Origin of the sequence: Roseivivax sediminis, from assembly GCF_900112685.1 — a bacterium.
GTDB classification, from domain to species: domain Bacteria; phylum Pseudomonadota; class Alphaproteobacteria; order Rhodobacterales; family Rhodobacteraceae; genus Roseivivax; species Roseivivax sediminis.
The window spans coordinates 242,025-260,419 of record NZ_FOMS01000005.1; the positions used below are offsets into that span (position 1 = coordinate 242,025).

Annotated in this window: 18 protein-coding genes and 1 riboswitch; of the genes, 15 read left to right on the forward strand and 3 right to left on the reverse strand. The window is 69.8% G+C overall.

Translation table 11 applies throughout. The features are described 5' to 3' along the window. Nucleotides 1-47 precede the first annotated feature (47 nt). From F3H57_RS10005 to hmgA, 3 genes are all read right to left on the reverse strand, one after another. Nucleotides 48-998 (reverse strand): MBL fold metallo-hydrolase, encoded by a 951-nt coding sequence (locus tag F3H57_RS10005; protein ID WP_149755759.1) that lies wholly within the window; start codon nucleotides 996-998, stop codon nucleotides 48-50. 12 nt (nucleotides 999-1,010) lie between these two features. Further along, on the reverse strand, nucleotides 1,011-2,276 hold the full coding sequence (fahA, locus tag F3H57_RS10010; protein WP_149755760.1) for a fumarylacetoacetase: 1,266 nt from the start codon (nucleotides 2,274-2,276) through the stop codon (nucleotides 1,011-1,013). A gap of 97 nt (nucleotides 2,277-2,373) precedes the next feature. After that, nucleotides 2,374-3,735, reverse strand: coding sequence for a homogentisate 1,2-dioxygenase (gene hmgA, locus F3H57_RS10015; protein WP_149755761.1), 1,362 nt, complete (start codon nucleotides 3,733-3,735; stop codon nucleotides 2,374-2,376). A gap of 141 nt (nucleotides 3,736-3,876) precedes the next feature. Here hmgA and F3H57_RS10020 point away from each other — a divergent pair, with 141 nt between their 5' ends. The 15 genes from F3H57_RS10020 (at nucleotide 3,877) to F3H57_RS10090 (ending at nucleotide 18,388) form a co-directional block, all read left to right on the forward strand. Then, nucleotides 3,877-4,317 carry a MarR family winged helix-turn-helix transcriptional regulator gene (locus F3H57_RS10020; RefSeq protein WP_223163033.1) on the forward strand — a complete coding sequence of 147 codons (441 nt, stop codon included), beginning with the start codon at nucleotides 3,877-3,879 and terminating at the stop codon, nucleotides 4,315-4,317. An 88-nt stretch (nucleotides 4,318-4,405) separates the two neighbouring features. Beyond that, the gene (locus F3H57_RS10025; RefSeq protein ID WP_149755762.1) at nucleotides 4,406-5,788 is read left to right on the forward strand and encodes a bifunctional enoyl-CoA hydratase/phosphate acetyltransferase; all 1,383 of its coding nucleotides are present in this window, start codon (nucleotides 4,406-4,408) and stop codon (nucleotides 5,786-5,788) included. Beyond that, the gene (locus F3H57_RS10030; protein ID WP_149755763.1) at nucleotides 5,785-6,969 is read left to right on the forward strand and encodes an acetate/propionate family kinase; all 1,185 of its coding nucleotides are present in this window, start codon (nucleotides 5,785-5,787) and stop codon (nucleotides 6,967-6,969) included. Before F3H57_RS10025 ends, F3H57_RS10030 begins: the two co-directional genes overlap by 4 nt. A 135-nt stretch (nucleotides 6,970-7,104) precedes the next feature. Further along, nucleotides 7,105-7,205, forward strand: a riboswitch (TPP riboswitch). Between the two features lie 55 nt (nucleotides 7,206-7,260). Continuing rightward, complete coding sequence (gene thiD, locus F3H57_RS10035; protein WP_149755764.1) at nucleotides 7,261-8,061, forward strand: bifunctional hydroxymethylpyrimidine kinase/phosphomethylpyrimidine kinase; 801 nt, start codon at nucleotides 7,261-7,263, stop codon at nucleotides 8,059-8,061. Next, nucleotides 8,058-9,035 carry an FAD-dependent oxidoreductase gene (locus F3H57_RS10040; protein WP_149755765.1) on the forward strand — a complete coding sequence of 326 codons (978 nt, stop codon included), beginning with the start codon at nucleotides 8,058-8,060 and terminating at the stop codon, nucleotides 9,033-9,035. Before thiD ends, F3H57_RS10040 begins: the two co-directional genes overlap by 4 nt. Then, nucleotides 9,019-9,213 (forward strand): sulfur carrier protein ThiS, encoded by a 195-nt coding sequence (thiS, locus tag F3H57_RS10045; RefSeq protein ID WP_149755766.1) that lies wholly within the window; start codon nucleotides 9,019-9,021, stop codon nucleotides 9,211-9,213. Before F3H57_RS10040 ends, thiS begins: the two co-directional genes overlap by 17 nt. Nucleotide 9,214: 1 nt before the next feature. Further along, a complete protein-coding gene (locus F3H57_RS10050; RefSeq protein ID WP_149755767.1) occupies nucleotides 9,215-9,985 on the forward strand; it encodes a thiazole synthase in 771 nt (256 codons plus the stop codon). After that, nucleotides 9,982-10,578 carry a thiamine phosphate synthase gene (locus tag F3H57_RS10055; RefSeq protein ID WP_149755768.1) on the forward strand — a complete coding sequence of 199 codons (597 nt, stop codon included), beginning with the start codon at nucleotides 9,982-9,984 and terminating at the stop codon, nucleotides 10,576-10,578. Before F3H57_RS10050 ends, F3H57_RS10055 begins: the two co-directional genes overlap by 4 nt. Continuing rightward, the gene (locus F3H57_RS10060; protein WP_149755769.1) at nucleotides 10,575-11,558 is read left to right on the forward strand and encodes a HesA/MoeB/ThiF family protein; all 984 of its coding nucleotides are present in this window, start codon (nucleotides 10,575-10,577) and stop codon (nucleotides 11,556-11,558) included. Before F3H57_RS10055 ends, F3H57_RS10060 begins: the two co-directional genes overlap by 4 nt. Continuing rightward, nucleotides 11,555-12,496, forward strand: a complete 942-nt coding sequence (locus tag F3H57_RS10065; protein WP_149755770.1) for an ABC transporter substrate-binding protein — start codon at nucleotides 11,555-11,557, stop codon at nucleotides 12,494-12,496. Before F3H57_RS10060 ends, F3H57_RS10065 begins: the two co-directional genes overlap by 4 nt. Continuing rightward, nucleotides 12,493-13,164, forward strand: coding sequence for a TenA family protein (locus F3H57_RS10070; protein ID WP_149755771.1), 672 nt, complete (start codon nucleotides 12,493-12,495; stop codon nucleotides 13,162-13,164). The genes F3H57_RS10065 and F3H57_RS10070 overlap by 4 nt, the downstream gene beginning before the upstream one ends. Next, nucleotides 13,161-13,886: an ABC transporter ATP-binding protein gene (locus F3H57_RS10075; RefSeq protein WP_149755772.1), complete on the forward strand. Its 726-nt coding sequence runs from the start codon at nucleotides 13,161-13,163 to the stop codon at nucleotides 13,884-13,886. The genes F3H57_RS10070 and F3H57_RS10075 overlap by 4 nt, the downstream gene beginning before the upstream one ends. After that, nucleotides 13,883-14,614, forward strand: coding sequence for an ABC transporter permease (locus F3H57_RS10080; protein WP_149755773.1), 732 nt, complete (start codon nucleotides 13,883-13,885; stop codon nucleotides 14,612-14,614). Before F3H57_RS10075 ends, F3H57_RS10080 begins: the two co-directional genes overlap by 4 nt. Before the next feature lie 148 nt (nucleotides 14,615-14,762). Continuing rightward, nucleotides 14,763-16,484 (forward strand): pre-peptidase C-terminal domain-containing protein, encoded by a 1,722-nt coding sequence (locus F3H57_RS10085; RefSeq protein ID WP_149755774.1) that lies wholly within the window; start codon nucleotides 14,763-14,765, stop codon nucleotides 16,482-16,484. Between the two features lie 167 nt (nucleotides 16,485-16,651). Further along, nucleotides 16,652-18,388 carry a SulP family inorganic anion transporter gene (locus tag F3H57_RS10090; protein ID WP_149755775.1) on the forward strand — a complete coding sequence of 579 codons (1,737 nt, stop codon included), beginning with the start codon at nucleotides 16,652-16,654 and terminating at the stop codon, nucleotides 18,386-18,388. The last annotated feature ends 7 nt before the right edge of the window (nucleotides 18,389-18,395 follow it).

The following is an 18,395-nucleotide window of genomic DNA, read 5'->3' on the forward strand; positions in this document are numbered from 1 at the left end:
AACGCTCCCCCTGAGCGTTTGCCGCGCCTCTGGCGCGGTCCCGGCGCTCACCCCTGCAGCGCCGCCCACATCTCCTTGTCGCGCGCGGCGGTCCAGACGCGCGGGGTGTCGATGCCTTGCGCCTCGTCGTAGGCCCGCGCAACGTTGAACGGCAGGCAATGCTCGTAGATCGCGTAATCCTTGAACTTGGGGTCGCACTCCGCCCGCACGGCATCCCAAGCCTCTTTGAGCGTGCCGCCGCGGGCGACGACCTTGGCCGCAGGCTTGTACGTGCTGGCGACGAAATCGGCCGTGTTGGCGATGGCCTCGGCGACCTTTTGCTCGCCGACGAGCGCGTCGCCGCGGCCCGGCGCGATGCTCTTGGGCTCGAAAGAGGCGATGGCCGCCAGCGTCTCGGGCCAGTCCGCGAAATGCCCGTCGCCGCAATAGCAGGCCGAGTGATACTCGACGATGTCGCCGGTGAACATGACCTCCTGGTCGGGCACCCAGATCACCGCGTCGCCGGCAGTGTGCGCCCGGCCGAGATGCATGATGTCCACCCGCCGCTTGCCCAGATAGACGGACATGCCATCGCTGAACGTGGTCGTCGGCCAGGTCAGCCCGGGGATCTCCTCGTGCCCCTGGAAAAGCCGCGGGAAGCGCTCGAACTCGCTGTCCCAGTCCTCCTGCCCGCGTTCGGCCACCATGGACCGCGTCACGTCGGACATGATGACCTCGGGCGCGCCGTAGGCCGACGCGCCGAGCACGCGCACGGCGTGGTAATGGGTCATCACGAGATGGCTGATCGGCTTGTCGGTCACCGAGCGCACGCACTCGATCACCTTGCGGGCAAGGCGCGGCGTGGCCTGCGCCTCGACGATCATCACGCTCTCGTCGCCGATGATGACGCCGGTGTTCGGGTCGCCCTCGGCGGTGAAGGCGTAAAGCCCGTCGCCCACTTCCGTGAAGCTGACGGTCTTCTCTTCCATGTCTCCGGCAGAGGCGAATGCCTTGGCCATGCGATCTCTCCTTTACTCTGTCGCCCAGCCGGGCAGGTCCCCGGCCGGCAGTATCGTTCCGGTGCAGACGCCGAAGCCGACGCGGTATCCGTCGCCCTGCGCGGCGCCGCGCAGGATCACCGTGTCGCCATCCAGAAGGAAGCTGCGGGTCTCCCCGGTCTCCAGCGTCAGAGGCGTCTGGCCGCCCCAGGAGAGCTCCAGCAGCGAGCCTAAGGCGCCCGCCTCGGAACCCGAGATCGTGCCCGAGCCCATCAGATCGCCGACCCGCATCGGGCAGCCCGACGTCGTGTGATGCGCCAGCTGCTGCGCCGAGGAATAGTACATCTCGCGGTAATTCGTGCGCGCGATCACCGTCTCGGCGCCGCCCTCCGGCACGAGCCCGACCTCCAGTGCGATGTCGTAGAGCATCGGCCCCGGTTCGCGCAGATAGGGCAGCAGCGCGCGCTCGCGCTCCGGCGCCCCGACGCGGAACGGCTCCAGCGCGGCTTTCGGCACGATCCAGGGCGAGATGCTGGTCGCCGTCGCCTTGGACTGGAACGGCCCGAGCGGCTGGTATTCCCAAGCCTGGATATCCCGCGCCGACCAGTCGTTCAGCAAGACGTAGCCGAAGATCATCTCGTCCGCCTCGGCCACGCTCACCATTCCGCACGACGGCTGTCCGACCACTGCGCCCAGCTCCAGCTCGAAGTCGAACCGCGCGCTCGGCGCGAAGCGCGGCAGCGTGTCCTCCGGTCCCTTGAGCTGGCCGTGCGGCCGCGTGACACCGGTGCCCGACACCATCACCGAGGAGGCCCGCCCGTTATAGCCGATCGGGATCGACAGCCAGTTCGCCGGCAGCGCGTTCTCCGCCCCCCGGAACATCGTTCCGACATTGGTCGCGTGGTGCTTTCCGGCGTAGAAATCCGTGAACTCTGCCACGGTGAACGGCAGAACCATGCGGACACCGGCCTGCGGGACGAGGTACGCGTCCAGCGTCTCCGCCTCCGGCGCGCCTTCGGCCAGCATCTCGGTCAGCGCCGCGCGCAGCCGCGCCCAGACCGCGGGGCCGCGCGCCATGAACGCGGTCCAGTCGCCACCCGAGAAGACGGCCGGGGCCCCCGGCTCCACTTCGATCCGTCCATCCGCCTCGAGCCGCGTCACATCGAGGATCATCGCCCCGATCGCCACCCCGCAATGCGCGCCCGCCCCCACGGCGAAGGCGCCACAGGGCAGGTTGTTCAGCGGAAAGTCGGTCCCGGTGGAATTCGCGCTCTCCACCCAGCTTCGCATCAGGCCCATGCGCACTCCTGCAGCCGCGCGCCCCTGCTTCTTCTCGTTCGAAATACTCCGGGGGAGTCGCCGCAGGCGACGGGGGCGGAGCCCCCATTCCGGCCCCTCACTTCACCCCCGGCGTTCCGTCGAACTTCTTCTCGATCCCGTCCCAGCAATCGACGTAATCGTCCTGCAGCGGCGCCTCCCTCCCGGCGAACTCCGTCAGATGCTGCGGAAAGCGCGTCTCGAACATGAACGACATCGTGTTGTCGAGCTTGGCGGGCGCCAGCTCGGCGTTCGACGCGCTCTCGAAAGCCTCGCGGTCGGGCCCGTGCGGCAGCATCATGTTGTGCAGCGACATGCCGCCGGGAACGAAGCCCTGCGGCTTGGCGTCGTACTGGCCGTAGATGTTGCCCATCAGTTCGGACATGACGTTCTTGTGGTACCAGGGCGGGCGGAACGTGTCCTCGGCGACCATCCAGCGCTCGCGGAAGAGCACGAAGTCGATATTCGCGGTGCCCTCCACACCGGAGGGCGCCGTCAGCACCGTGAAGATCGATGGATCGGGATGATCGAAGAGGATCGCGCCGACCGGGCAGTAGGTGTTCAGGTCGTACTTCACCGGGGCGTAATTGCCGTGCCAGGCGACGACGTCGAGCGGGCTGTGCCCGATCTCGCATTCATGGAACTGCCCGCACCACTTGATGGTGAGCGTCGAGGCCACGTCGCGATCCTCGAACGCCGCTACCGGCGTCTTGAAGTCGCGCCGGTTGGCCATGCAGTTGGCCCCGATCGGCCCGCGCCCCGGCAGGTCGAACTTCTGGCCGTAATTCTCGCACACGAACCCCCGGCACGGCCCCTCCAGCACCTCGACCCGGTAGACAAGCCCGCGCGGCAGGATCGCGATTTCCTGCGGGGCGAGGTCGATCACCCCCAGCTCGGTCGAAAAGCGCAGCCGCCCCTCCTGTGGCACGACGAGCAATTCGCTGTCCGCCGAATAGAAATAGGCGTCCTCCATCGAGGCGTTCACGAGATAGACATGGCTCGCCATGCCCACTTGCGTGTTCACGTCGCCCGCGGTGGTCATCGTGCGCATGCCGGTCAGCCAGGTCAGCGCGTCCTCGCTATGCGGGATCGGGTCCCAGCGGTACTGGCCGAGGCTCGTGACACCCTCCGGAACATGCGGGGCGCTCTTCCAGTACGGAAGATCGATGCGCTGGTACCGCCCGGAATGCTTCACCGAGGGGCGGATGCGATAACACCACGTGCGCTCGTTCCGGTGGCTCGGCGCGGTGAAGGCGGTGCCCGACAGCTGCTCGCCGTAGAGGCCGTAATTACACTTCTGCGGGCTGTTCATGCCCTGAGGCAGCGCGCCCGGCAGCGCTTCGGTCTCGAAGTCGTTGCTGAAGCCGGGCATGTAGCCCTCGGTCGTGCCGCCGCTTCCGGCTGCGCGCACCATACCGTTCGGAAGCTCCTGTGATGTCATCGACCCTCTCCCTCCCGGCTGAGGCCGGCACGATTCGATGTGCGGGCAGTATTCGTTGCATACGCAACGAGGTCAAGAAACCGTTGCATTCGAGACGAATTCGGGAAATCAAGGGCCGAGGACAAGACCGGGACACTCCCCGTGAGCAAGGACCTGCCCGATTTTCACCTGGCGCGCTTCCTGCCCTACCGGCTGACCGTGGCGGGCGCGCATCTGAGCGCGGGACTCGCCCGGCGCTACAAGGCCGAGTTCGGCATTTCGGTCGCCGAATGGCGCATCCTCGTACATCTTGCCGATGCCGGCGAGGTCTCGATCCGCGATCTCGAGGCGCGCGTGCATCTGGAGAAGTCGAAGGCGAGCCGCGCCGCATCACGACTCGTCGCGGCAGGCCATGTCACCAAGGTTCCGAACGCCGACGACCGGCGCCTGGTGCGCCTGTCGCTGAGCGATGGCGGGCGGGCGCTGATGGGCGAGCTGCTGCCGATGGCGGCGGCGTACCAGGAGAAGCTGGAAATCGTGCTCGGTCCCCATCTCCATGGCCTCGAAGCCGCGCTGGACCGGCTGATGGCGGAAGACCTGTGATCGCGGAATTTACCGGTTTCGGGGCGACGCCGGCGCCTGCCTCTGCCGCCCCGCACGCCCTTTCCGCGACCGACACGGATGCCACCGCATGAAACTGGTCAACCGGATCTACGACGACCTGCGCCCCGGCGAGACGGCCGAGCTCAAGAAACTGGTGACGCAGGACGATCTCTATATCTTCGCGGCGGCGTCGGGGAACTACAACCCGATGCACCTGCCCGAGACCGACGGCGACGGCCGGCCCGAGCAGGTCGCCCCCGGCATGTTCGTCGCCTCGATGATCTCGGCCGTTCTGGGCAACCTGCTGCCCGGGCCCGGCACGCTCTACCGTACGCAAAGCCTGGAGTTTCATGACCGCGCGCATGCGGGGGACGAGCTCATCTGCACCGTCACGGTCGAGGAGAAGCTGCCCGGTGGCGCCGTGCGCCTGTCGACCAGGGTGCGGCGCAGTTCGGACGACGCGCCCATCGTGACCGGCACCGCCGAGGTGCTGGCCCCTGACCGGCCCTTCGACGGCGGCGACCTGGAGATCCCCGGCCTCGTCGTCCAGCGCCACCGCCACTTCGACGCGCTTCTGGAGCGTGTGCGCCCCCTCCCCGCGCTGCCGACCGCGGTGGTGGCGCCGGACGATCCCAACTCTCTCGGCGGCGCCCTGCTGGCGGCCCGGGAAGGGTTGATCGAACCGATCCTCGTCGGTCGGGAGCCGGGCATCCGCGCCGCCGCCGAAGGCATGGGCGCCGACCTTTCGGGGATCGAGCTGATCGACGTGCCGGGGGGCGACAAGCTCGCCGCGGCGATGGCCTGCCGGCTGGTGCACGAGGGCCGCGCCGCGGCGGTAATGAAGGGGCACCTGCACACCGACGATCTGCTGGTGCCGATGCTGGACAAGCAGACCGGCCTTCGGGTGGGCCGCCGCTTCACGCATGTCTTCGTGATGGACGTGCCGGGCCTGCCGCATCCGGTCATGGTGACCGACGCGGCGATCAACATCACGCCCGACCTTTTGACCAAGGCCGACATCGTGCAGAACGCCATCGACCTGTCGCACTCGCTGGGGATCGAGCCGCGCGTCGGCATCCTGTCGGCGGTGGAGACGGTCAATCCGGCGATCCAGTCCTCGCTGGACGCGGCGGCGCTGTCGAAGATGGCCGACCGCGGCCAGATCACTGGCGGCGAGGTGGACGGCCCTCTGGCGATGGACAACGCCGTGGACCCGGGCGCGGCGACGACCAAGGGCCTCAAGGGCGGTGTCGCGGGCCGGGCCAATATCCTCGTGGTGCCGTCGCTCGACGCCGGCAACATGCTGGCCAAGCAGCTGGCCTTCATTTCCCACGCCGAGGGCGCGGGTCTGGTGCTCGGCGCGCGCGTACCGGTGATCCTCAACTCCCGCTCCGACAGCCCGATGTCGCGGCTCGCCTCCTGCGCCGTCGCGGTGCTGCACCACGCCGCCCGCACGGGGGCGCCGGCATGAGCGGCGCGATCCTCACGCTGAACGCGGGCTCCTCCTCGCTCAAGGTCGCGCTTTATGCCGAGTGCGGCGAGCGGCAGCTCGCCCGCGGTCACGCAGACCGGATCGGCCCGGACGGCACGCTGACCCTGACCGATGCGGACGGCGCGGCGCTGCCGGTGGGCGCGGGTCCGGTTGCGACGCATCGCGACGCGCTCGACCGGGTGCTGGAGACCCTGGCCCGCGCGCGACCCGAGGACCGCATCGCCGCGATCGGACATCGCGTCGTGCATGGCGGGATCGCCCACGAGGCGCCCGTGCCGGTTACCGAGGGCCTGCTCGACGTTCTCGACCGGCTGTCGCAATTCGCGCCGCTGCACCAGCCCCACAACCTCGCCGGCATCCGTGCGGCAGAGGCGGCCTTTCCGGGCACGCCACAGGTGGCCTGCTTCGACACCGCCTTCCACCGCACGCACCCCTTCGTGAACGACACCTTCGCCCTGCCCCGCCGCTTTTACGACCGAGGCGTGCGGCGCTACGGCTTCCACGGGCTGAGCTACGAGTACATCACCGGCGAGCTGGCCCGGACCGACCCGGCGCTGGCCAGAGGTCGGGTCATAATCGCCCACCTCGGCAACGGCGCCTCGATGTGCGGCATCCGGGGCGGGCGTTCCGTCGCCTCCACGATGGGGTTCTCGGCGCTCGACGGGCTGCCCATGGGCACCAGGTGCGGGCAACTCGATCCCGGCGTGGTCCTGTACCTGATGACCGAGGAAGGCATGGACGCCGCCGCGATCTCGGATCTTCTCTATACGCAATCGGGTCTTCTGGGCCTGTCGGGCGGGCTGAGCAACGACATGCGCACGCTCGAAGCCTCGGCGGCGCCCGAGGCGCGCGAGGCCATCGATTACTTCACCTTCCGCATCCGCCGAGAGCTCGGCGCCATGGCCGCCGCGCTCGGCGGGGTCGACGCGATGGTCTTCTGCGGCGGCATCGGCGAGAACTCCGCACCCATCCGCGAGGCGGTCTGCGCGCCGCTGGAATGGATGGGCGTCGTCCTCGACAACGCCGCCAACCGCGCCCATGCCCGTGTCATCTCGACGGCCGGGGCGCCGGTGCAGGTCATGGTCGTGCCGACCAACGAGGAACTGGTGATCGCGCGCGCCACCCGCGCGCTGACGGGCGGTGAGGCCGCGCAGACCTGACAGTTCCATTGGCGCACGAGACGCCCCGTCGGCTGCCACCCCTCGACCGCTGGGGCGCCCTGGCCCTGCCATATCCCGACGCGCTCCGGGCCGCGTGGACTGTTGCCGTGCCACCATTTGGCTGTTATCCAGCGCTCAAATCCGTTGGGGTGCCCCGCTCGGGGCTGAGAGGCGACAGCCAACCCATCGAACCTGATCCGGACAATACCGGCGTAGGGAACGGAACTTGATCTGCCGGCTGCGATCCCGGCGTGACATGTCCTCCGTCTCCCCCGTCGGTTGGGGGTGACGATGAGACACGCGAGCGCACTTACAATCGCAGGCTCCGACAGCGGCGGCGGCGCGGGCATCCAGGCGGACCTGAAGACATTCTCCGCGCTCGGCGTCTTCGGCACCAGCGCGATCACCGCGATCACCGCGCAGAACACCCGCGGCGTCTTTGCCGTGGAGGCCATCTCTCCGGCCACGGTGTCGGCACAGATCGCCGCCGTGCTGGACGACATTCCCCCGCAAGCCATCAAGATCGGCATGCTCGCCTCCGCAGAGATCGTGGCCGCCGTGGCCGAGGCACTGGCGGGCTACGACGGGCCGGTCGTGCTCGATCCGGTCATGGTGGCGAAATCGGGCGATGCGCTGCTGGCGCAGGAGGCCGAGGCCGCGTTGATCGAACGCCTTCTGCCCCGCGCCGACGTGCTGACGCCCAACCTGCCCGAGGCCGCGCGCCTCATCGGCACGGCCCCCGCACGCGACGCGAGCGAGGTCGAGGCACAGGGCCACGCTTTGCTGGCGCTCGGCACGCAAGCCGTTGTGATGAAGGGCGGCCACGCGGAGGGGCCGACCTGCACCGACCGGCTGGTCACGGCCGGCGGATGCACCGCGATGGATCAGCCCCGCATCGGCACCAGCAACACCCACGGCACGGGGTGCACCCTGTCCTCGGCCATCGCCGCGGAGCTTGCGAAGGGCGCCGGGCTGGAGCAAGCGGTCCGGCGGGCGCAATCCTGGCTGCACGGCGCGATCCGGGCTGCTGACGGATTGGGAATCGGCGGCGGTCATGGACCGGTCCATCACTTCCACGAGGCGTGGACGTGACGCACGCGACCGTCATTGGCGCCGGGGTCGCCGGGCTCTGTGCGGCGACCGAGCTTATCGCCCGGGGGTGCGAGGTGACTGTCTTCGATCCCGAAGACCAGCCCGGCCGGCATCAGTGTTCGTGGTGGGCCGGGGGCATGCTAGCGCCGTTCTGTGAAGGCGAGACGGCGGAAGAGCCGGTCGTCCGGCTTGGCCAAGAGGCTGCCGGCTGGTGGGCGGCCCAGGGCGTCCATGTAAAAAGCGATGGCACGCTCGTCCTCGCCCTTGGCCGCGACCGGCGGGAGATCGATCGCTTCGCCCGGCGCACCGAGGGACACACGCGGCTCGACAGCGCGGCGCTGGCAGACCTGGAACCCGATCTTGCCGGCCGCTTCGACCGCGCCCTGTACATGACGGGAGAGGCGCACATCGACCCGCGCGCCGCGCTCGTTCATCTACGCGACCGGCTGGAGCGGGATGGCGTGCGCTTCGTTGCAGAGACGGGCGAGGCCGAGGGCCTCACCTTTGATTGCCGGGGTCTGGCGGCGCGCGACGCCCTGCCGGACCTGCGCGGCGTGAAAGGCGAGATGGCCGTCCTGCACAGTGACGAGATCCGCCTGTCGCGTCCGGTACGCCTGCTGCACCCGCGCTACCCGCTCTACATCGTCCCGCGGGACGGCGGCCGCTTCATGCTCGGCGCGACCCAGATCGAAAGCGACGACCGGCGGCGCAGCGTGCGCTCCGCCCTCGAACTCCTCTCCGCCGCCTACGCGCTGCACCCCGCCTTCGGCGAGGCGGAGCTGATCGAGATCGGCGTCGATGCCCGCCCCGCCTTTCCCGACAACCTGCCCCGGCTCGTGCGGCGGGGCGACACGATCCACGTCAACGGCCTTTTCCGCCACGGCTTTCTTCTGGCGCCCGCGCTGGCGCGGATGGCGGCGGAGATGGCGTTGGACGGGTCCAAACCGGAGTTTACCCATGAAGATCACGGTTAACGGCACCGAAACCGAGGTGACGGCGGAGACCCTGTCCGCCGCGCTCACCGAACTTGGCTATGGCGACGCCAAGGTCGCCACGGCTGTCAACGAAGCCTTCGTTCCCGCGATGGCCCGCGATGTCGCGCTGTCGCCGGGCGACCGGCTGGAAATCGTCGCGCCGCGGCAGGGGGGCTGAGATGCGGCTTTACGGAACCGACATCGCGTCGCGCCTGATGCTGGGAACAGCGCAATACCCCTCCCCGGCGGTGCTGGCCGAGGCGTTCCATCGCTCCGGCGCGGGGATCGCCACCGTGTCCGTCCGCCGCGAGGCGGGCGGCGAGCGCGCCGGCGGCGCGTTCTGGGATCTCGTGCGCGAGCTGGGCGTCACCGTCCTGCCCAACACCGCCGGCTGCCATTCGGTGCGCGAGGCGGTGACCACGGCGCAGATGGCGCGAGAGCTCTTCGATACGACCTGGGTCAAGCTGGAGGTGATCGGCCATGCCGACACCCTCCAGCCCGACCCGTTCGGGCTGGTGGAGGCCGCGCGCATCCTGACCGACGAGGGCTTCAACGTCTTTCCCTACACGACGGAGGACGTGGTGCTGGCGGACCGGCTGCTGGGGGCGGGCTGCGAGGTGCTGATGCCCTGGGGCGCGCCGATCGGCACCGGGCTGGGGCTGACCAACATCTACGGTCTGCGCACGCTGCGCGCGCAGTTCCCCGACGTGCCGATGGTGGTCGATGCGGGCCTCGGCCTGCCCAGCCAGGCAGCGATGGCGATGGAGATGGGCTACGACGCCGTCCTGTTGAACACCGCCGTGGCAAAGGCCGGCGATCCCGCCGCGATGGCCGACGGCTTCGCCCGCGCGGTGGAGGCCGGCCGGCTCGCCTTCGAGGCCGACCCGATGGAGCCGCGCGACATGGCGGCGCCCTCCACCCCCGTCATCGGAAAGGCGTTCCTGGAATGAAACTGGACCGGTTCTATCCCATCTTCGACAGCGTGCACTGGCTGGAGCGCACGCTGCCGTTGGGCGTGAAATTCGTGCAGCTGCGCGTGAAGGACCGGCCCGAGGCCGATCTCCGGCCGATCATCGCGAAGGCGCAGGCGCTGGCCCGCAGCCACGGCGCGGCGCTGGTGGTCAACGATCACTGGCAGATCGCCATCGACGAAAGCTGCGACTGGGTGCATCTCGGGCAGGAAGATCTCGACACCGCCGACATCGACGCGATCCGGCGGGCGGGCCTCAAGCTCGGGATCAGCACGCACGATCATGCCGAGCTTGATCGCGCGCTGGCGCTTTCGCCCGATTACGTGGCGCTTGGACCGGTCTACCCGACGATCCTGAAGAAGATGAAGTGGCACGAGCAGGGCCTCGACCGCGTCACCGAATGGAAGCGGCTGATCGGGGATATCCCGCTGGTCGCCATCGGCGGCATGCGGGTGGACCGGGCGGCCGGCGCCTTCGCGGCAGGGGCCGACATCGTGTCGGTCGTCACGGACATCACGCTGAACGACGAGCCTGAGGGCCGCGTCCGCGACTGGATCGAGGCGACGCGATGACCCGCTACGTCCGCCAGATCGCCGTACCGGAGCTGGGCGCGGACGGCCATGCCCGGCTTCGCGCGGCACGGGTGCTGGTCGTCGGCGCCGGAGGGCTCGCCGCGCCGGTGCTGCAATACCTCGGCGGCGCGGGGCTGGGGCACATCCGGCTGGTCGATCCCGACGTGGTGGACGCGTCGAACCTGCACCGCCAGACCCTGTTTCGCGAGACCGATATCGGCCGCCCCAAGGCGGAAGCCGCAGCGGACGCGGTCACGGCGCTCAACCCCGAATGCAAGGTCGACCCTGTGGTCGGCACGCTCGATCCCGGCAGCGCCGAGGCGCTGTGCGAGGGCGTCGATCTTGTCCTCGACTGCGCCGACAGTTTCGCGGCGAGCTACATCCTCTCGGACACCTGCGCCGCGGCGGACCTGCCGCTGATCAGCGCCTCGGTGATCGGGATCGACGGCTATGCCGGCGGCTTCTGCGCCGGCGCCCCGAGCCTTCGGGCCGTGTTCCCGGATCTGCCGCAGCGGCTCGGCTCCTGCGCGGAGGACGGCGTGCTCGGCCCCGTCGTCGGCATCGTCGGCGCGCTTCAGGCACAGATGGCGATGGCGGTGCTCGCGGGCATCTCCCCCTCGCCGCTCGGCCAGCTCGTCACCGTCGACGCGCGCGGCTTCCGCTTCGGCGGCTTCCGCTTCGACGGCGCGCCGGAGCCCGCGCACCGGCCACGCTTCCTCGCCCCCGCCGCCATCGCGCCCGCCGATTTCGTCGTCGACCTGCGTGCCGAGGACGAGGCCCCGCTCGTACGCCCCGAGGCGCACCGCATGCCCGCGACCGCCTTCGGCCCCGGCGGCCCGATTCCGGCCCCCGGCCAGCGCGCCGTGCTCTGCTGCCGGTCGGGACAACGCTCCTGGACCGCGGCCGAACGGCTCGCCTCCGTCTGGGACGGAGAGATTTGCCTCGTCGCCCTCGGCGACCCAACAGGAGAGACCGCATGAAAGCCAGATTGACCGCGCTCGCGCTGCTGACCGCAACGCCGGCCGCCGCACAGGACGAGATGACCATCGTGCTCGACTGGTTCGTGAACCCCGACCACGGGCCGATCATCATCGCGGAGGAACTGGGCTACTTCGCCGACGAAGGGCTGTCGGTGGAGATCGTGCCGCCCGCCGATCCCGCCGATCCGCCCAAGATGGCCGCCGCCGGGCGCGCCGATCTGGCGGTCTCCTACCAGCCGCAACTGCACCTCCAGATCGCCGAGGGCATGCCGCTGACCCGCGTCGGCACGCTGGTCGCAACGCCGCTCAACTGCCTTCTGGTGCTCGAGGACGGCCCGGTGGACGAGATCGCGGACCTTGCGGGTGCGAAGATCGGCTTTTCCGTCGCGGGGGTCGAAGACGCGCTCTTGTCGACAATGCTGGGCCAGGCGGACCTGACGCTCGACGACGTGGAGATGGTGAGCGTGAACTGGTCGCTGTCGCCCTCGATCATGTCGGGCCAGGTCGACGCGGTGATCGGCGCGTACCGCAATTTCGAGCTCAACCAGATGGAGATCGAGGGCGTCGCCGGCCGGTGTTTCTACCCCGAAGAGGAAGGCGTGCCGCCTTATGACGAACTGATCTACGTCGCCAACCCCGAGACGATGGACACCGGCATGATCCGCCGCTTCCTGTCGGCGACGGAACGGGCGACGCAGTACATCGTGAACCATCCGCAAGAGAGCTGGGAGCTGTTCTCGGGCACCTCGACTGAGCTTCAGGACGAACTGAACGAAAAGGCCTGGGCCGATACGATCCCGCGCTTCGCGCTCCGGCCCGAGGCGCTGGACGAAGGCCGCTACGCGCGGTTCGAGGCGTTCCTCGCAGAGGCCGGGCTGATCGAGGGCACCCGCCCCGTCGCAGATCTTGCCGTCGACCTTGGGGCGCAATCGCAATGAGTTACGGTGCGACCTTCCCGCTCTGGCGCGCCGCGTGCGGCGACGTCTGGGGCGACTACACCCGCCATCCCTTCGTGGAGGGTATGGCGGATGGCACGCTCCCGCGTGCGGGGTTCCTGCGCTACCTCGTGCAGGACTACGTCTTTCTGGTGCACTTCTCGCGCGCCTGGGCGCTCGCCGTGACCAAGGCCGAGACGCTGGAGGAGATGCGCGCCTGTGCGGCCACGGTGCACGCGCTTCTGATCGAGGAGATGCGCCTCCATGTGGAGACCTGCGCGGCCGAGGGAATCGACGAGGCGGCGCTGTTTTCCGCCACCGAAGCACCGCAGAACATCGCCTATACGCGCTACGTGCTGGACGCCGGGCATTCGGGCGATTTCCTCGACCTGCTTGCGGCGCTCGCGCCCTGCGTGCTGGGCTACGGCGAAATCGGCGCGCGGCTGGCGAAAGAGGCCGGGGACACCCCCTATGCAGACTGGATCGCCACCTATGCGGGCGAGGACTACCAGCGCACCTGCCACGAGGTCGGCGCGCTGATCGACGGCGCGGTGGCGCGGCGCCTTGGCCCCGACCCGCAGGAGAGCCCGCGCTGGCCGCGTCTTTGCGCGCGGTTCGAAATGGCGACGCGGCTTGAGGTCGATTTCTGGGGCATGGGCCTGCCCGCATGATCGACGCGCCGGCGCTGCACCTGTCGGGGCGGGCGACGATCGGCGGCACGCCGATCTTCGGCCCGCTGACGCTGGAGGCGCCGGCGGGCGAATGGACCTGCCTTCTGGGCCCCTCAGGTGTGGGCAAGTCGACGCTTCTGCGCCTGCTTGCCGGGCTCGGCGAGGAGGTCGTCTTCGACGGGGACCTCGCGGCCGGGGACGGCGCGCCGCTCCAGGGCCGGGTGGCGCTGATGGCCCAGAGCGATCTGCTGCTGCCGTGGCTCGATGCGACCGAGAATGTCGCGCTCGGCGCGCGGCTGCGCGGCGAGGCGCCGCAGCGCGACAGGGCGCGCGACGTGCTGGTGCGAGTGGGCCTTGCCGATCACGCCGGCAAGCGCCCGCACGCGCTTTCGGGCGGGCAGCGGCAGCGCGTGGCGCTCGCGCGCACGCTGATGGAGGACCGGCCGGTGGTGCTGCTGGACGAGCCGTTCTCGGCCCTCGACGCCCGCGCACGGGCACGGATGCAGGACCTGTCGGCAGAGGTTCTCGCCGGACGCACGGTGCTGCACGTCACCCACGACGCGGGCGAGGCCGCGCGGCTCGGCACCCGCGTTCTGGTGATGAGCCGCGACGGGCTCGCCGACGTGCCGCCCCCGGACACACGCCCGCCCCGCCCGTTCGACGCGGGCGACACGCTCGCCTATCAGGGCAAGCTCATGCGCCTCTTGATGGAGGCGGTATGACCCGGGCGCTGCGCATTGCGGGGATCGCGCTTCTGGCCTTCGCGGCCTGGCAGGCGCTGGTGACGCTGACCGGCCTGCCGCGCTTCATACTGCCCGGACCGGGGCTGGTCTTCGGCACGCTCTGGACCAGCCGTGCGCTGATCGCGGAACACGCCGTCGTCACCGCGACGGAGGTGCTGTTGGGTCTCGGCCTCGGGGCGGTGCTCGGCTTCGGCTCGGCGATCCTGCTCGCCGCCTCGCCGCTCGCCCGCTCGGTCCTGCGGCCGATGCTGGTGTTCAGCCAGGCGGTCCCGGTCTTCGCGCTGGCGCCGATCCTGACGCTGTGGCTGGGCTACGGGCTGTGGTCCAAGGTGGCGATGGCGCTGCTGATCATCTACTTCCCCGTGACCTCGGCGTTCTTCGACGCGCTGATGCGCACGCCGCCGGGATGGCTGGAACTGGCGCGGGTGATGAACGCGGCGCCTTCGCGGATCCTCTGGCGCATCCGGGTGCCGGCCGCCCTGCCCGGCTTCGCCTCGGGCCTCCGGCTCGCTGCGGTCTACGCACCCATCGGGGCGATCATCGGCGAATGGGTCGGCGCGTCACGCGGGCTCGGCTACCTGATGCTGCTGGCGAACGGGCGTGCCAAGATCGACCTGATGTTCGCCGCGCTGATCGTGCTAGCGGTGCTGACGCTGCTGGTGCATGCCGCCGTCGACGCGCTCTGCCGCCGTCTGTGGGAGCGCTGAGCGCCCGACAGCCCGCACTCTGGACGCCACCGCCCGATCCCGCCACACTCGTCTGGCGCGCCCACGCCCGACGCCCCGGCGCCATTTCGATGACCGAAGCTATTGAGCAGAATCCGCGCAGCGCACGCACCAGATCGGAGACGAGACATTGACCGCACACGAGACGCCCCTCGCCGTCGACCCGTCGGACACCCACACCGACGCCGACCTTTCCGAAGACATCACCACCACCGCCACGCTCGAACCCGACACGCCCGTCACGTCGAGCTTTGCGCCGGGGGGCGTCGACAGCGACTGGTTTCGGGCGACGCTGACCGCCGGTCAGCGCTATTCCGTCGAGCTCACCGGCTTCAACGGAAGCGGCGAGTTGAAGTCCGTCTTCGACGCGGAGGGAAAGCTGGTCTACACGCTCGATGACGGCGGCTTCGGTTCGGCGCCGTTCGCAGTGCGTGAGGACGGGACGTACTATGTCGCGGTATCGACGTACCTCCTGGCGAGCGACGACGAGCCGCCGGCGCCCTACGCCCTGACGCTTGCCACGCTCGAACCCGACGCCGAGGGCGAGACGCCGGCCGGCGCCGCCCCGGCCTATGTCGGCGGCCCCGCGACGAGCGGGCAGATCGACCATCTCGGCGACGTGGACGTCTTTGCCGTTTCACTGGACGCGGGGCGGGTCTACACCGCCGAGGCTAGCTACGACGATCCGGTCTCCGGCGCACCGACCTTCACGGAATTTTCCCTGCGCACCGCGGCGGGCGAGTTCCTGCGCACCGGATTCCTGCGCGACGGTGTCATCACCACGGGCGCGGTGACCGTGCCGGAAAGCGGAACCTATTACCTGTCGTTCTCGGATCTGTCACAGGGCGGGGCCGGTGCCGCCTTTTTTACGCCCTACGCGATCGCCGTGGCGGAAGGCCCGGCCGATGCGCTGGTCGGCACAGCCGCATCCGAGCGTCTCGACGGCACGGCGGCGGACGACGTGATCCTGGCCGGGGGCGGCGATGACACGACCCGCGCCGGGGACGGCAACGACGAGATCTCGGGCGGAGCGGGCGACGACGTTCTGACCGGCGAGAATGGCGACGACAGCCTCTTCGGCGGCGCCGGCGACGACGTCCTCGCCGGCGCGGACGGCAACGACCTCGTCGATGGCGGCGCGGGCCGCGACAACCTCGGTGGCGGCTTCGGCGACGACACGCTGAACGGCGGCACCGGCAACGACACGCTGGGCGGCGGACGCGGCGACGACGACCTGCGCGGCGGGACCGGCGACGACGTGATGAGCGCGGGCGCCGGCCGGGACACGATCGACGGCGGCGACGGCGGCGACACGATCGGCGCGGGCTTCGGCGACGACCTCGTGGCGGGCGGCGACGGCGCAGACAGCCTCGGCGGCGGCAACGGGCGCGACAGCGTGTTCGGCGGCGGGGGCGACGATTCCATCGGTGGCGGGCTTGGCCACGACACCGTGCATGGCGACGACGGCGACGACTTCCTCGCCGGTGGCGGCGGCCTCGACGAGCTTGTCGGCGGTGCCGGCGACGACACGCTGAACGGCGGCTCGGGCAACGACGTGCTGTACGGGTCGGGCGGAGCGGACGTTTTCGTCTTCAACGATTTCCGCGCCGGCGAGATCGACGTGCTGGGCGACTTCGAGGACGGCACCGACCTGATCCGCGTCCGGCTCGGCGCCTTGCTCGAAGAGGGCCAGCGCCCGCGCGACATAGGCAGCGGCCCGGAGGACTACATGGCGGCGTTCGAGATCACCGACGGGCCGTCCGGCGCGGAGATCGTGGTTCGAGACCATGCCATCCGGGTGTCCGGCGTCAACGCCGCCGACTTGACCGCCGACGACTTCCTCTTCGTCTGAGCCCGGCGGGACAGTGGCGCGGGAACACGTTATGAAGGCCGCGGCGGGACACCGTGGAAAGACCCGGCGCGATCCCCCTGCGACGAGCACCCGAGTTCGCCGACGGGTAGACGCGCTGCCTGCCCCGCCACGGCCCGACCCAAGCAAGACAGAGGGACAGACCCGAGATGCGCCTTTCCCCCGCCCGCTACCTGCCGGTCCTCGACTGGGGCCGGCGCTACGACCGCGGCGCGCTGAGCAACGACCTGATCGCGGCTGTGATCGTCACGATCATGCTGATTCCGCAATCGCTGGCCTATGCGCTGCTCGCCGGTCTGCCTCCAGAGGCCGGGATCTACGCCTCGATCGCACCGATCCTGCTTTACGCGGTGTTCGGCACGTCGCGGGCGCTGGCGGTCGGCCCGGTGGCAGTGGTTTCGCTGCTGACCGCCTCGGCCGTGGGACAGGTGGCCGAACAGGGCACCGCCGGCTACGCGGTCGCGGCGCTGACGCTGGCGGGCCTGTCGGGCGCGTTCCTGCTGCTGCTCGGCGTTTTCCGCCTGGGGTTTCTGGCCAATTTCCTCAGTCACCCGGTCATCGCCGGGTTCATCACCGCCTCGGGCATCCTGATCGCCACGAGCCAGCTCAAACACATCCTCGGGGTAGAGGCGCATGGCCACACGCTGATCGAGATGGTCGGCAGCCTGCTTGCCCATATCGGACAGATCAACCCGATCACTGTTATCATCGGCGGCGCCGCGACCGCCTTCCTGTTCTGGGTGCGCCGCGGGCTCAAGCCGCTGCTGCGCCGCATGGGGGCCGGGCCGCTGCTGGCCGACGTGGCGACGAAGGCGGGACCGGTCGCGGCAGTGGTCGTCACCACGCTGGCGGTCTGGGCCTTCGGCCTCGCGGAGCGCGGCGTCGACATTGTCGGCGAGGTGCCGCAGGCGCTGCCGCCCCTGACCCTGCCCGGCTTCGCGCCGGACCTGATACGGCAATTGGCGATCCCGGCGATACTGATCTCGATCATCGGCTTCGTCGAATCGATCTCGGTGGCGCAGACGCTCGCCGCGAAGAAACGGCAGCGCATCGACCCCGACCAGGAGCTCATCGGCCTCGGCGCCGCCAACCTCGGCGCGGCCTTCACCGGCGGCTACCCGGTCACCGGCGGCTTCGCCCGGTCGGTGGTGAACTTCGATGCGGGCGCCGAGACGCCCGCCGCCGGCGCCTTCACCGCGATCGGGCTGGCCTTCGCCGCCGTCGCGCTGACGCCGCTGGTCTACTACCTGCCGAACGCGACGCTCGCCGCGACCATTGTCGTGGCGGTCCTTAGCCTCGTCGATCTGTCGATCCTGCGCCGCACCTGGGATTATTCACGCGCGGACTTCGCGGCCGTCGCCGCGACGATCCTGCTGACCCTCGCGCTCGGCGTGGAGATCGGTGTCGGCTCCGGCGTGATCCTGTCCATCGCGCTGCATCTCATCAAGACGTCGAAACCGCATGTCGCCGAGGTCGGGCTCGTCCCCGGCAGCCATCACTTCCGCAATATCGACCGCCACGACGTCGCGACCGATCCGGCGATCCTGTCGCTGCGCATCGACGAGAGCCTCTATTTCGTCAACGCCCGGTTCCTGGAGGACCTGATCCAGGACCGCGTGACGGACGGCTGCGCGGTGCGCCATGTGATCCTGATGTGCTCGGCGGTGAACGAGATCGACTTTTCCGCGCTGGAGAGCCTCGAGGCGGTCAACGAGCGGCTGCGCGACATGCGGATCGGCCTGCACCTGTCGGAGGTGAAGGGTCCGGTGATGGACCGGCTGAAAACCACGCATTTCATCGACCACCTGAACGGGCAGGTGTTCCTGTCGCAATATGACGCGTGGCGGGCGCTCAGCACCGCACCGCCATCAAACGCCGCAGAATGACCGGCGC